The organism is Nocardia kruczakiae NBRC 101016 (assembly GCF_001612965.1).
Taxonomy (GTDB): Bacteria; Actinomycetota; Actinomycetes; order Mycobacteriales; family Mycobacteriaceae; genus Nocardia; species Nocardia kruczakiae.
The window spans coordinates 1-13,173 of the sequence record NZ_BDBL01000059.1; the positions used below are offsets into that span (position 1 = coordinate 1).

At 67.1% G+C, this 13,173-nt stretch carries 14 protein-coding genes; 10 read left to right on the forward strand and 4 right to left on the reverse strand.

Annotated elements, in window-relative coordinates; translation table 11 throughout:
• Nucleotides 1-342 precede the first annotated feature (342 nt).
• The 3 genes from NK1_RS30110 to NK1_RS30120 form a co-directional block, all read right to left on the reverse strand.
• The gene (locus NK1_RS30110) at nucleotides 343-1,248 is read right to left on the reverse strand and encodes a hypothetical protein (RefSeq protein WP_084461786.1); all 906 of its coding nucleotides are present in this window, start codon (nucleotides 1,246-1,248) and stop codon (nucleotides 343-345) included.
• A gap of 35 nt (nucleotides 1,249-1,283) precedes the next feature.
• On the reverse strand, nucleotides 1,284-2,030 hold the full coding sequence (locus tag NK1_RS30115; protein WP_167354324.1) for a helix-turn-helix domain-containing protein: 747 nt from the start codon (nucleotides 2,028-2,030) through the stop codon (nucleotides 1,284-1,286).
• Nucleotides 2,031-2,211: 181 nt separating this feature from the next.
• Entirely contained in the window at nucleotides 2,212-2,487 is a 276-nt protein-coding gene (locus tag NK1_RS30120; protein ID WP_146098726.1) for a hypothetical protein, read from the reverse strand.
• A gap of 256 nt (nucleotides 2,488-2,743) precedes the next feature.
• Here NK1_RS30120 and NK1_RS30125 point away from each other — a divergent pair, with 256 nt between their 5' ends.
• Complete coding sequence (locus NK1_RS30125) at nucleotides 2,744-3,487, forward strand: helix-turn-helix domain-containing protein (RefSeq protein WP_063014209.1); 744 nt, start codon at nucleotides 2,744-2,746, stop codon at nucleotides 3,485-3,487.
• 391 nt (nucleotides 3,488-3,878) lie between these two features.
• Here the strand turns inward: NK1_RS30125 and NK1_RS30130 are convergent, their stop codons facing one another.
• A complete protein-coding gene (locus NK1_RS30130) occupies nucleotides 3,879-4,721 on the reverse strand; it encodes an MmyB family transcriptional regulator (protein ID WP_084461790.1) in 843 nt (280 codons plus the stop codon).
• A 911-nt stretch (nucleotides 4,722-5,632) separates the two neighbouring features.
• On the opposite strand from NK1_RS30130, the gene NK1_RS30135 reads away from it, so the two are divergent.
• The 9 genes from NK1_RS30135 (at nucleotide 5,633) to NK1_RS30175 (ending at nucleotide 13,156) form a co-directional block, all read left to right on the forward strand.
• A complete protein-coding gene (locus NK1_RS30135; protein ID WP_063014216.1) occupies nucleotides 5,633-6,259 on the forward strand; it encodes a hypothetical protein in 627 nt (208 codons plus the stop codon).
• Nucleotides 6,256-7,494, forward strand: coding sequence for a cutinase family protein (locus NK1_RS30140; RefSeq protein ID WP_167354325.1), 1,239 nt, complete (start codon nucleotides 6,256-6,258; stop codon nucleotides 7,492-7,494). The genes NK1_RS30135 and NK1_RS30140 overlap by 4 nt, the downstream gene beginning before the upstream one ends.
• Nucleotides 7,491-8,588, forward strand: coding sequence for a lipase family protein (locus tag NK1_RS30145; RefSeq protein ID WP_063014218.1), 1,098 nt, complete (start codon nucleotides 7,491-7,493; stop codon nucleotides 8,586-8,588). Before NK1_RS30140 ends, NK1_RS30145 begins: the two co-directional genes overlap by 4 nt.
• Nucleotides 8,589-8,750: 162 nt before the next feature.
• Nucleotides 8,751-10,127 (forward strand): cutinase family protein, encoded by a 1,377-nt coding sequence (locus tag NK1_RS36110; RefSeq protein WP_063906150.1) that lies wholly within the window; start codon nucleotides 8,751-8,753, stop codon nucleotides 10,125-10,127.
• 300 nt (nucleotides 10,128-10,427) lie between these two features.
• A complete protein-coding gene (locus tag NK1_RS36400) occupies nucleotides 10,428-10,937 on the forward strand; it encodes a DUF8176 domain-containing protein (RefSeq protein ID WP_501193612.1) in 510 nt (169 codons plus the stop codon).
• Entirely contained in the window at nucleotides 10,934-11,593 is a 660-nt protein-coding gene (locus NK1_RS30160) for a CpaE/TadZ family protein (protein WP_063014221.1), read from the forward strand. Before NK1_RS36400 ends, NK1_RS30160 begins: the two co-directional genes overlap by 4 nt.
• Nucleotides 11,590-11,874 carry a hypothetical protein gene (locus tag NK1_RS30165; RefSeq protein ID WP_063011854.1) on the forward strand — a complete coding sequence of 95 codons (285 nt, stop codon included), beginning with the start codon at nucleotides 11,590-11,592 and terminating at the stop codon, nucleotides 11,872-11,874. Before NK1_RS30160 ends, NK1_RS30165 begins: the two co-directional genes overlap by 4 nt.
• A gap of 113 nt (nucleotides 11,875-11,987) precedes the next feature.
• A complete protein-coding gene (locus NK1_RS30170) occupies nucleotides 11,988-12,923 on the forward strand; it encodes an alpha/beta fold hydrolase (protein WP_084461794.1) in 936 nt (311 codons plus the stop codon).
• The gene (locus NK1_RS30175) at nucleotides 12,920-13,156 is read left to right on the forward strand and encodes a hypothetical protein (RefSeq protein ID WP_063014225.1); all 237 of its coding nucleotides are present in this window, start codon (nucleotides 12,920-12,922) and stop codon (nucleotides 13,154-13,156) included. Before NK1_RS30170 ends, NK1_RS30175 begins: the two co-directional genes overlap by 4 nt.
• Nucleotides 13,157-13,173 lie beyond the last annotated feature (17 nt).

Genomic DNA, 13,173 nt, shown 5'->3' on the forward strand with positions numbered 1-13,173 from the left:
AAGCCACGGCGGCGGCGGTGAACGGGCGAAGACTCGCAAATCGCTTGACCAGCGGTTCGGAGGTTGGCTCATCGCCGGTGATTCCGCGACGTTCTGTCGACGTTCTGTAGGTACACAGGAATCGGTGATCGCGGGTTGATCTAATCGATTCCGCCGTATCGAACATCCCGTTGAACTGCGAGTTTGCTGTTACTCGAAGTGGAGTGGAACGGGGCGAACGAGAAACTGACCCGGTCTACCAACACATCGACCGCATCTGGAAGGACTGGCGAGCTACCGCGACCTCGACTACTGAAGGTCGAGCCGTCCGACTCCTAGGGTTGGTCGAGGTCTTGGTCTTCGTTAGCGGATCAGGAGGGGAGCGAGGGCCCACGTGCCGAAGGCGTGGCTGATGGTGAGGACGATCTGGTCGGGCGCGGCGCCGTCTTCGAGATAGGTCTGGAGATTGATCAGGTTATCGGCGGAGTGCACGTGAGCGAAGTCCGCGACGTTATCGGCATAACAGAGGTTATGGTCGAGGCCGGCCGACAAGGTCATGAATCGCAGCGCTTCGGTGTTGATGTTATTGGTGATGACCTGCCGGATCTCGTCGCGGTCGACGTTCGTACGTAGTAACACGTCATCGATAAGGCCGAGCAGGGTGCGGCGGGTGAGCGCAGCGATGGCGTCGGGGTTGGTGGCGGCGCGGATGAGCTGGTTGGTGGCGGTGGCGGTGGTGAGGATTTCGATGCGGGCGGGTTCGGTGGTGACGAGGCAGGATGCGGCGCCGTCGCTGACGACGGAGTTGACTTGGCGGAGCAGGCGTTGCTCGGGTGTGGTGCAGGCGTCGCTGGTTACCAGCAGGACGGTGCGGGCTTCGCCCGAGGCGACGAGGGTGCGGGCGAGATGCAGGGCAGTGCCGAAGTTGGCGCATTCGGCGGCCGAGACCCCGATCGGGGTGGCACGGGCGAGGCCGAAACGCTCGCTCAGCTGCAGGAGCTCGGTGTTTTCGATTTGGCCGAACCCGATGGTGGAGGAGGCGAGCATCAAGATGTCGATCCCGGACGCCGGCATCCGCGATTGCTCGAGTGTTCCGGCGATGCAGGCTGCGGCCATGTTGATGGGTGAGTCGCGAGCGTGACGGTAGGTGGCGAGTCCGACCTCGTGCAGGGCGTCGACCAATCCTGGCTCGGCGGAGATGGGTTCTATTGTTGTGATCGGTCGGGGGTCGCCGGTGATGTGGGCGATTCCGGTCATGAAAACGCGCATGTGTTCCGCCTCGGAAACTGTTGTGGCACAGGCTGTTACTTGCAGCCCGCGTTGGCGTTGCTGATGGCGTAGGCGACGAGGATGGCGTGTGGGTTGTGGAACTCGCTGATCTGCAGCGAGATTGCGGCCGTGTCGGTAGATCCGTTGTGCCGCAGGAGGATCGGTTTGCCGGACTGGCGGCCGTAGCTGACGGTGGTGGGGAGTGTGGTCCAGAGTTCGGCGAACTGGGGGTTGGGGGCCAGGGTGTTCAGCAGGGCGCGAGCATGATGACTGTCGCGGTAGGGGCCGATGGCCGCGCGGAGCGCGGCGACCACGTGAGGTGCTTCGTCGTGCCAGTCGACGACCAGGTCGCGTGCTCGGGGCTGGAAGAACCACAGGGCGATGTTGTTGCCGGCCCGGCGAAGGCCGGGCAGTGCGTCATGTAGGCGGTCGCTGGCGGCGAGAACGGTCGACAGGGGAGTGGTGTAGGCGCAGAGGATGCGCGCGGAATCCAGATGGGCGAGATGGGCGTTGACTTCCGGTGTCGAGATCTGGCGCCGTAGCTCGTCGTCGGCCGGAAGCCGCCGGGGCGGGTTCCACAAGTCGTAGGTGTGGCGACGTTGAGCGGGATCGAGGTCGTAGCCTTGCACGATGCTGGCCAGGGTGTCGATGCTGGGGACGGACCGGCCGTGTTCGATCTTGAACAGGTAGGCTGTGCTGATCCGGGCGCGAGCAGCGGCGATCTCGCGTGACCAGCCTCGCTCTTGGCGTAGCTGATCCAACCAGATGTGCAGGTTCGGCATGTCCACCTGTGCGGCTGCGCGGGCGCGTCGGGTACGTCTGGGGGGGTGCCTGCCGTCTGTGTGGCCGCGTACTCGGTTCACCCGCCTGTCTCCGTCTCTCCCCGACGCCGTCTCGACCGGATCTGAAATATGAATATTCATAGAGTTCGCGCACATTCGACCGTAACCGATCACCGGTGTTTCAACGCCGCTCGTTGGTGTCGGTGCGGTGGCGAGCGCTGAATTCTGCCCATGACATGGGCGGTTCTTTGGCGGTGAGTAATTCGGCGCGGTCGCGTAGCATGCATTCGGTGCGCAGCTGCACGGCGAATTGCCGAACAAATGCCGCCAATTCGAGGTCGTCGGCGGTCTCGGCGTAGGTCTGGATGAGGTTCGCGGCGTCGCTGACCTGCGACGCGACCCGGTAGCCGCGGTCGAGGTCGGATGACAACAACTCCCGGCGCTCTGGACTCATCATTCAATTCCCTCCCGCATTGCGCCGTGGGCGCTTTCTAACCAAATGTGTTGCACGACGGCATGCCTCGACGATGTGGCAGCCGAAACGCATATACCCCTGTGTATTCATGACCGGAGTCACACCGGATTGTGTGGTTGCGGCCTGTATGCGCTTGCGATCTAGCCCTAGCATTGTGGGCACAGTGCAGGGGGTCAACGGTTGCAGCGGCCACAACTTGTGGCCGGTTGCTCCACACGATCGACGGGGAGGTAAGACCGTGACGGTACCGGCGAGGTTCGGAAACCTGGGAGCGTTCGTCGAAAAGCGCAGGAAGCAGCTGGATTTGGATCGAGCCGAGCTGGGCCGGCGGGTCGGGCTGGCAGCGGGAACGATCAAGGCGATAGAGCGCGATGAGCGTCGGCTCGTCGACGACAACCTCCGAAAAGTGCTGGGAGCGCTTGAAATTCAGGAGAACAACGTCCGGCTTCTGGTTTCGGCGAAGGAGGGGCGGCTTCGGTCCGACGACAGTGCACCCTGTGACCTGGAGCTTCGCGCTATCGAGGCGGTCACGGTGCCGGTGTTCATCCTCAATACCGTCATGGGCCGCATTGTGGCCGCCAACCAGGCGTGTGAGTCGCTGATGCATCTGCGCGCCGGGGTGAGCATCTACGAGTGGCTGGTCGCCGACCCGTGGACGCGGCAGCTGCTCGGGCAGGGCTGGCGCACGATCGCGCACGGCCTGATCTGGGGTGCCGCGCCGCTGATAGAGTACGTGATGCCCGAATGCGAGCGGGAGCGTCTGCTCGAGGTCTGCGACCGGGTGCCGGAATGGGAAGCGTTGTGGACCACACGCCCCGCCAACGCTGACTTGATCTACGGCGCGCGCATGACCAACCCGGGCACGGGAAACACCCTCGACTATGCGTTCACCGCTTCCGAGTTGCGGTTTCCGCCCCGGGTCGGGTGGTGGCAGGGCCAGCTCACCCCCGCGGGGCCAGAGTTGGCGCCGGTGAGTACGTGAACGTGGCCCGGGAGGGAACAGGCGGATGCCTGGCGGTCTTCCCTCCGGGCCACGCTCGCCTGTGGCGCACACGCCATCGCGGGGGTCTGTGGCGGCGCCGGGGCTGCGGCGCGGGCGGCGACGTAGGCCGCTGCAATCGCGTGGTGGCGGTGTGTTCGATGGCGGCGGCGATGTCGGCCGCGGTGAGAAACCATGTTCGCCTGGCCCAATGTCCCGGCAGCGCGCCTGCTTTCAGCTGCCGCCAATACCATGCTTCGGACTTGTGCAGAGCGCGAGCGCCGACAGAGACCGGGTAGGTCGGCTCGTGCGGGGCCGCCACCGCATCCGCGGCGTCCTCAAAATCCGTGGTGTCTGGGGGCTCGTCAGTCGGCACACCGGCACCTTCCGCATGCTATGAAACAGGCTGCACCCCAACGCCATCCGCGCTCTGATGCTCGCCAGTGCGGGATCGATACGCCAAGAACAAGCGAACCCCGGGTTCCTCGACAAGCTCGGTGACCTGCACGGTTACCAGGTCATCCCGGTCGCCCCAGCGGCGCGGAGACGGACCCACGTCGTAGGCGACCTCGACACCGCTACGCCACAGCCCAGCGAATCGGGCACTGCCGGCGAGTCGTCGAAGAAACCGGGCTCCCTCCGGCGCATCGCGGAAGCGGCCCAATGCTGCACGCAGAGTCGCTACGAAGAACTGGGCGTCCTCCTCGGGGCCCTGGCGACACGATTCGTCAGCCGAGGAGAAGCGCCAGATGGCGAGGTTGTTCTCGGCTAGGTCCAGGCCGGGAAACAGCCTCTGGAACTGCTGGTTGGCTGCCACGACATTCCACAGGGGATCGCAGAAGCCACAGGCAATCGCCCGGGCGTCCCATGTCGCCAACTCCCCTTGGCGACCAGGAGTCGCTATACGCTCACGCATCTCGTCCAATGGAGCCAGGACTGCGGCGGGTTCCCACAAGTCGATGGTGTGGCGACGCTGGGTGGGTGAGAGTTCATAACCGGTGATGATCTTGTCGAGTGTGTCCCGGCGCGGAGTCGCCGAACCAACCTCGACCGACTTGAGATAGGTGGCACTGACGTGTGTGTATTGGCCGGCCAGATCGCGGGTCAGGTCGCGGTGTTCGCGCATCACCCGTAGCCAGGGCCCGAGGGTGGGAATTCGAACCGGCACATCACCGGCCAAACGGGGCACATCCGGTGGCTGTCGAGCGTCAGGTGAATCGGGTGTGGTGGTGGTCATGAAACCCCCTCGAACGAAGACACTTTCGTGCCGGCGAATGCAGGAATTGGTGAAATACTTTCTCCCCCGAGCGCTTTCGTTCTACCAGAATCCCTCGATGGCAGCAACAAATAACCAGCGGTCTTGCTCGCGAAGAGGCACGCTCGAGGCCGATCAACGGCGGTGTTCACGACGTGGTGCTCACCAATCGGCGATGGGCGGGAAAAATTTCGAGGGATACTGGGAGTATCAATTTTCGCCGCTGTCGCAGGTAAATCCACCTCTTTGTGGGGATGGCGCGGATATATATAAAAACTCCATCCCTTCAACGCCTGGTGAATCACAATTTTCCGCGTTTTGATGGTAGGGCAACTGCTCCTGCTTCGAAGGGAAATTGATTGTGGATCCGATGGTCGTTCTTTCCTGGATCGATACCGGCTCTGCGGCAGTCTCGAACGGACTGACGATCGCCGCCCAGGTGCTCTCGCTCGTTCTTCCGTTCCTCTGAGCTGCTGAAACGCCGGATCAGCGCCCCGGTTCAGTCGGCGTTGACGACGCCGGGGCGCTGATCCCCGAAACGCCACATCATTCATTCATTCCTTCCTTTTCCCTCCCTCCGTTCGAAGGGTTTATTCGGCATGCCGAAAACAGGATTCAGAAACGCCAAGAGAAGAACCGCGGCACCCTACAAAGGGCCGGATCGGTCACAGACAGGGAAGTCCCGACCTGCGTCGCTCATGGTTGCCGGTGCTGTCCCGCTGTTGATCGCACTCGCGTGCGCCGGCCCGGCGGGTGCATCTACGGCTTCGATCGCTGACCAGCCTGGCGTTACCAGCCCTTCCCAGCCCGGCACCGCGACACCGCCGCCCCCACCTGTACCGCCGCCGCCTGCGCCGGAACCTCAATCGGAACCGGCGCCCGAGCCGCAGCCGGTGTATGTCGAGCAGCCACCCGAGGTCCGCAACGGGTCCACCCCGCGCCCCGAACCCGCCGACGACCCGGCCCCGCCGGTGCAGGTGCAAGACCTGCATCTGCCCGAGCCGGTGGCGCCCGTCGCGCCGATTCAGCCGCCGGACAACACGATTCGTATCGGTCAATGGCAGGCCCCGGCACCGGATTGGCTTCCACCCCAAGTACGTGACTGCATCAACAACACCGCAGCCGGTGCGGAAGCGCAGGTCGCCACCGCTCTGGATTCGATCGGTATCCCGGCAGGGCGCTCGGACCGGGTCAGCGGCGCAACTCTCGCCGGCGCCGGGATCGGCGGTGCGGCCGGCGCGGTCGCGGCCGGCGCACCGGTCGCCGCCGCGGGTGCGGTCGTGGGCGGGCTGATCGGTGGCACCATCGGCGGCATCGCCGGTGCCGCAGTAGGAACCGTGGTGCCGGTCCCGGTCGTGGGCACCGTTACCTCCGGCGTCGCGGGAACGGCGATCGGTGCCGCGGCCGGTGCGGTAGCGGGGGCGGCCATCGCTGGCATCCCCGCAGCGGTGGCCGGAGCATTGGCCGGCGGCACCGTCGGAGCCGGTTTCGGCGCCGGGGTCGGGGTGGGCCAGCCGTGACCACCACAACCCGTACCCTGACAACCCTGGCCGCGATCGCTGTCAGCACAGCATGCGCCGCGACGGTGACCGGCCTAGCTTCTGCCGCGGGGGCGGTGCCGATCGGTCCCGGCTGCCCGGCCCTCTATGTGATCGGGATCCAGGGCACCGGCCAATCGACTCCGGACCCGAGCGCGGACACCGGAGTGGTCGGGGCGCTGCTCGGCCAGGTGCAGGCAGCGGTCCCGAATCTGGTGCAGCACAGCACAGTTCCGTACCCAGCGGGCTTCGGCGGCATCGTTCCCGGCGGCGGACCGGAACCGTACGCAGAGTCGGCCAGCGAAGCGCTCGACGGCATCAACGCTGCCGCCACCGACATCGTCGCCGCCTGCCCCGACACCTTGCTGGCCGGTGTGGCGTATTCGCAAGGTGCGCAGGCGATGGCGCAATTCGCCCAGCAGGTCGGTGCGGGCAACGGGCCCGTCGCGCCGGACAAGATCGCCGGGATCGCGCTCTACGCCAACCCCGACCGCCTCCCGAACTCCCCGGTCATTCCCGGCCGGCCCGGACAAACGGTGCCAGACCCCGCACCGGGTACACCGGGCGCCGCAGTCGCAGCAGTGCAGATCCTCAACCCGCCCGCGGCCGGTAGCGGCATCGCCACCGACGGCAACGGCTACGGCGCGCTGACCGGTCGTGTCGCTGATATTTGCACCGATGGCGACCTGGCGTGCTCGGCGCCCGACCACGCGGCCCTGCTAAGCGTCGCCGCGGAAATCGCCGCCCAAGCCGACCTGCACGACCCCATCGCTGCCCTGATGACGATCAACGGACTGTTCTCGACGGCGATGGGGCGAGCATGGACCACGGTGCTCGCCGAGGACTTCCACACCGACCCCGGCAACGCCGACTACCTACCGGGAAAACCGTTGGCGCAAAGACTCATCGACGCCGCCGACCCCCGAACCCCCGCACCGGGCACGGATCAGGTTCAGGCAGCCGCCCAGCGATGGGATCAGATCACCGCGGCAGCGGCGGCGAACCCGCTCGGCATCGTGCCGAAGCTGGCCGGCCAAGTCGCCGCCGCCTGGGGCCAGCTGGTGGCAGACAACGCCGATCTGATCAACCCGGCGGTGTGGCTGCACTACGGCGACACCGTCGCCCGCCACAACGGCTACCTCGCCAGCGGCGAACTCGGCTCCGGCGTCGCCTGGATGACCGCACTCGCCCACGACGCCGCAGGACACCAGTCATGAACGACACCGGCACCGACTTCTACACCCCGCCCACCCGCCACGGCTCCATCGAGCCCGGCCGTATCCTGCGCATACGCCCCACCGACACACCCGCGTTAACCGGGGCAGGCGCCGCGTGGCAGCTGCTCTACACCTCCACCGACACCCACGGCGAACTCACCACGGCCTCCGGCATCGTGATCGCCCCCGACACCGATCCCGAACTCGGACCAGGTCCGATCCTGCTGTATTGCCCCGCTTTCCACGGACTCGGCGGACCCTGTGCGCCGTCGCGGCTGCTGGCCATCGGCGCCGAACCCGACACCGCACCGATCACCGCGGCGCTGGAACGCGGCTGGTTCGTCGCTGTCCCTGACGGGGAAAACCTCGGCATCATCGGCCAAGGCCCGCACACCTTCCTCGCCGCCCGCGCCGCAGCGCACCACGCCCTCGACCTCGCCCGCGCCACCGCCACGATCCAGGAACTGAACACGCAAGGCTCGCCGGTAGTGGCGTGGGGGTATGCCGACGGCGCCCGTGCGGTCACCGTCGCGGCGCAGCTGCACCGCTCCTACGCACCAGAGGTGGACCTGCGCGGGATTGCGGCCGGTGCGGCCATCACCGTTCCCGGCGCGCTGGCGGCGACGCTGAACACCAGTCCGTTTTCCGCGCTCGTGCTGGCCGGGCTCATCGGCTTGTCGCGCGCCTACCACCATCTGCCCCTGCGGCACGTGCTCTCGGCCGACGGCCGACAGGTTATCGCCGAAGCCGAAACCCGCAGTGCCCCGATGCTGCTCGCGCAGTATCGGCGTCCGATCGAGCATTGGTGCGATCGCGCGCAGCCGTGGACCGATCCCATGTGGCATTACGTCCTGGCCCGCGAAACCATCCCCGTCGACCAGGTACCGGGCGTGCCGGTGCACCTCTACCACGGTGCTCGCGACGCGCTGGTGCCGATCGGACAGAGCACCCGTCTGCTGTCGGCCTACCGCGAGGGCGGGGTCGAGGTGAGTTGGCGCAACTACGACCGCGGCCACCTCGACACCGCCCGCGACGCCATCACCGAAACCGTCGCCCACCTGGCCGACTACCTCAGCCGACCTAGCGAGGGGTGAAAAGCAATGCGGTGCAGCAGTACTCGGCACTTCCGAAGAGTCGACTGCAAGAACCTGGTTCGGCGGGTGTGCGTGACAGCGGTGGGGGTCTCGTTGATCGCTGGTGGCGGCGTCCAGGTAGCGACGGCTGATCCGGAGGTGCCGATCGGGGACCGGTGCCCGGTGTTGTTTGTCTTCGGTGTCCAGGGGCCGGGCGAGTCGGCGACCGACACCGCACCGACTCTGGATACCGGCGCTCTCGGCCAACTGTTCACACCCCTGGAGGCGCGAGCCGGGGACCTGATCCAGCGTCTCTACATTCCCTACGGAACCAGCGAGACCGGCGAGCCCGAGCCCTACGGCCTGGCCACCACCAGCGCCGCGCAGCGGCTCGAATCCGAGGCCAGCGACGTCGTACATCGTTGCCCGACAACGAAGATCGCGGCGGTCGGCTACGGGCAGGGCGCGGCTGCCGTCGCCGATGTCGCCCACCGCGTCGGCGACAACACCGCCACCGTGGAAGCCGATTCCATCGCCGGGATCGCGCTGCTGGCCAACCCGGCGCGAGCTGGCAGCGACGTTTTTCCCGGCAGCCCGGAACAGACGACCCCCGCACCAGCACCCGGCACCACCGGAGCAGCGGTCGCGTCTATCCACTTCGCCAACACATCGCGCAACGGCACCGGCATCAGCGCCAACGGTAGCGAGGACGTCGGATTCGGGGCATTGGCCGGTCGAGTCGCCGACCTCTGCGTGCCAGGTGATCTGGCGTGCGATGCCCCCGCCGGTTCGCCACTGACGCAGACGGTGAAAAACATTGCCGCTCAATCCAACCTCGGTGATCCGGTCGCCGCCATCTCGACCATTGCTCAGGCGCTGGCGGCTACGACCTGGAAAACGGCAATCGGCGTTGTCACCGACGACATCGCCGGCAACAGCCTGGACGAGCTGAGCTACCAACCCGCCAAACCCCTGGGGCAACGCTTGGCGGAGGCGTCGGACCCGAGCACCCCGATGCCCGGCCCCGACGACGCGCTGGCCGCGTTGTTCCGGATCGGCACGATCGGACTCAACACCGTGGTCTCGGTGGCGCAGAAGATATTCATCCCGGCCACGATCGCCGAGCTGGCCACTATCGGGCTGGCCAACCCCGCCGCCGCGCTCGGGATCCTCGGCGCGAAACTCGCCGGCGCTGTCGCCGACCTGATTCCACCGCACACCGCGCTGAGCTGGGTGAACCAGGCATTCGACGCCATCACCTCCACCGTCACCGACGACAACCAGCTCTACCAGCTGGCCACCTACACCCAATACAGCGACACCGCAGGCCACCACGCCGCCTACACCAGCACCCCCGCCACCCCGACCGGAACACCAGCCCTCGCCGCGGTCGCCGACTGGTTCACCGCCCTGGCCCACGACCTCGCCGCCACCCACCCCACCACCGAAACACCACTACCGGCCACCACCACAACGGAGCCCACCTCCCCGGCGACGTCCGGCTCCGTCCCTGAGCGGACCGGCACGGCAACCCCTCCCCCTGCCGTGCCGAGTCCTTGAACCCCTTCGGCGGAGACGGTTTCTCTGCGCCAGAGAGATCAGTTCGTTCCTCGCGGGCCGACTCCGCCGAAGGGCCCATCCATTCACCCATCCACGTCGAGGAGGTGAACCACCATGCCACACAACATATCCACGAACACCACGCACCGTGCAGGCGACGAATGGCGCTGGCTCGAAGCCGACCCCTCAGCAGAGCAGCAAGCTGAGCCCGCGCAACTGGATCCAGATGGTTACGACATCCATCGCACCCCCCAGGTGGCGGGACCGGAGCCTCCGCGATTGGGTCTGCCGTCCGCGCGGATGTGGATAGTTGTCGGGGCGGCGGTGACTGTGGCCGCCGTAGCCGTACTGATCGGCGCACTGACGGTCGCAAACTCCGGTGGAAACACCGTAGTTCCGACACGGACCGCGGCCCCGCCCTCGAGCAACGCCGCAGCTGATGGCGGGGCGTGCGCAGGACTCACCGGCGCCACGGTCACCGATCAAGACGGTGACCCACGGACGGTCGCCGGGGTAGTGGCCTTCTTCGATAACGCCTACTACCGGCTCCGAAGCGCGGACGCCGCCTTACGGGTCGTGGCACCGGAGGCCGGTGTGGCCGCTGATGCGCTCGCCGCCGGGATCGCCTCGATCCCAGCAGGCAGCACCTATTGCGTGGCGATCACGCCGATCGCCGCGGGTAGCGCGAACGTCCATCTAGTCGAGCAACATCCCGACCGTAGCCGCACCGACTACCTGCAAGTGATCAACACCCGCCCCGACGGTGCCGGCCTGCGGATCACCAACATCCAAAAGCAGGCCGGACCATGACCGCCGCCGTCGCCGCACACGCCGAGGACACGGCCACCGACGGACGACTCGACCCGACCACTGTCGCAGGACCGGAACCGGAACGTCGCGCGCCGGTGAGAAATTCAGCGTTGCCGGTCACCGGCCCGTACCCTCCGCTGTTCGCGGTGCTCGGCGCCCACGGCGGTGCCGGCACCTCAACGCTGGCTCGCTGGTGGGCGCACGCCGCCGACACCGGGCTCGCATGGCCGGCCGCCACTGTGACAACCCAGCGAGTAGTGGTCGCGGCCCGCGACTGCCTGCCCGGCCTGGTCGCAGCCGCAGACCGGCTGCGCGAATGGCACGCCGGCCTCACGCCACCTGGGGTGATCGTGGTCGGGCTGGTGTTGGTGCCGCCGCGGCCCGGTCGTGTCCCGCTGGCGGTGCGCCGCTATCGGAGCACTGTCGGCGCCCTGGTCGGGGGCGCGATGTGGTCGGTCCAGTGGTACGACGAACTGCTCACCCACGAACTCGACGACCTCGCGTCCTACACGCCGAATGATCCGCCGCCACCGCGGCGCGCCCACCTGGGTGATGCGGTCCCCCTCGGCGTCTACCGGACCGGGGCCGCGATCACCGCTCTCATCGGCGCCACTCGGCCGATCCAAGCCGATTCCACACCTAGGAGATCGTCATGACCTTGATCGTCGTCGACAGTATCGCTGTTCTAGCCCAACAGATTCCGATCACGCCACAACCGCCTCCGGGCTCGGAGGGGCTGACCAAGGTCGTGAACTGGCTCGCCTGGGCAGTCATGCTCGCAGGAATCGCAGCACTCATCTACGCCGGCGGCAAATTCGGGTGGGAACGCTGGCACGGCGGCGCCGTGGAAAGCCCCAAGATCGTGCTCGGCGCCCTCGTCGGCGGGATCATCGCCACCAGCGCCGGATCCATCATGACCCAAATCGTCGCCAAATAACCGACGCGCCAGCGAGTTTCGATGCACCGCACCTTCGTGACCGACACCGCGGAACGGTCGGACTCCAACCATCTCAACAAGTACTCGAGTCTGAAACAAAGGAATTCACACCTATGCCAGTCGCCGACACCTCCCCATTGGCCATGACCACCAGCGACGGGCTCACTTTGGCCGGGGATCGTTGTGGGCCAACGTTCGCGGCAGCGACCGTTGTCTATGTGCACGGGTTGCTGTGCGACGGCAGCTGGTGGCAACCGCTGACCAAGCAGGTCCACGATCGCCTCGACGGCCAGATCGCTCAAATCGTCTGGGACCAACGCGGACACGGCCGCTCGGGACGCCCCCACCGCAGCGTCGAAACCACCCTCGAGCATTTGGCCGACGATCTCGACGCCGTGCTCACCCAGGCAACCGGGTCGGTGGTGCTGGTCACGCACTCGGCGGGGTCCATGGTCGCTGCGGCCTACGCGCAGCGCTACCCGGCGCGCGCGGCCGCCCTGTCCGGGTTGGTGCTGTTCAACGCCACCGGCGAATTCCCCGAATTCCCCGCCCTGCCGAGGCATTTCACGGCTGCTGCGGCGCGGATCAAGATGCTTCGCCACGGCAGGCTCGACCTTGTCGCGGCCGCGGCCGCGTCGGTGGCCGAACGACGATTCCGTCGCACGGCGCGCCGGCTGGGATCCAAGGCTCCGCTGGCCACCGGCTCCCGTCCGGGTGATCCGCGGGTGCTGACCGACCTCATGCACGCCTACCGCCACTTCTACCTCGACCCCGACATCGCCGCCGGGTTGCGGTCGGTGCCGTCGTTCGTGGTCACCGGCGACCGCGACCGCGTCGTCCCAGCCGCCCAATCGACCCGGTTCGCCGAGAAGATCTGGGCCGACCAGCAGGTCGTGTCCGGCGCCGGGCACTCCCTGCCACGCAGCGACCCGGACACGGCCGCCGAGGCGATCGTCGCGGCCCTCGATGTCGCCTACCACGCCGATGTCGACGAGCTCTTGCTCGACCAGGACAGCGAGCTGGCCGCCGACACCGACGGTGCGCCATGAGCGCCAGCACCCGTCTGGACCCGAAAGTTCTCGCCCCGCTGACCCAGCTGCTGGGATGGCTGGCCTGGCTGGTGCTGCTGCTGGCGATCGCCCGCACCATCTGGATCGGCTGGCAGCTGGCATGGCGGCTGCACCGCGAGGAAGCGATCGAAGGACTCGCCGGCGCCCTGCTCGCCGCCGTCCTCGTCGGCTCCGCCAGCGGCATCGCCGCCGCCCTGTTCCCCACCCACTGAACTTCGAACCCCTTGGG

Excerpts from the sequence above, each read along its gene's own strand:
- NK1_RS30110 (WP_084461786.1), bottom strand. The coding sequence starts at position 1,248 with ATGCGCGTTTTCATGACCGGAATCGCCCACATCACCGGCGACCCCCGA.
- NK1_RS30115 (WP_167354324.1), bottom strand. The coding sequence starts at position 2,030 with ATGCCGAACCTGCACATCTGGTTGGATCAGCTACGCCAAGAGCGAGGC.
- NK1_RS30120 (WP_146098726.1), bottom strand. The coding sequence starts at position 2,487 with ATGATGAGTCCAGAGCGCCGGGAGTTGTTGTCATCCGACCTCGACCGC.
- NK1_RS30130 (WP_084461790.1), bottom strand. The coding sequence starts at position 4,721 with ATGACCACCACCACACCCGATTCACCTGACGCTCGACAGCCACCGGAT.
- NK1_RS30145 (WP_063014218.1), top strand. The coding sequence starts at position 7,491 with ATGAACGACACCGGCACCGACTTCTACACCCCGCCCACCCGCCACGGC.
- NK1_RS36400 (WP_501193612.1), top strand. The coding sequence starts at position 10,428 with ATGTGGATAGTTGTCGGGGCGGCGGTGACTGTGGCCGCCGTAGCCGTA.
- NK1_RS30160 (WP_063014221.1), top strand. The coding sequence starts at position 10,934 with ATGACCGCCGCCGTCGCCGCACACGCCGAGGACACGGCCACCGACGGA.
- NK1_RS30165 (WP_063011854.1), top strand. The coding sequence starts at position 11,590 with ATGACCTTGATCGTCGTCGACAGTATCGCTGTTCTAGCCCAACAGATT.
- NK1_RS30170 (WP_084461794.1), top strand. The coding sequence starts at position 11,988 with ATGCCAGTCGCCGACACCTCCCCATTGGCCATGACCACCAGCGACGGG.
- NK1_RS30175 (WP_063014225.1), top strand. The coding sequence starts at position 12,920 with ATGAGCGCCAGCACCCGTCTGGACCCGAAAGTTCTCGCCCCGCTGACC.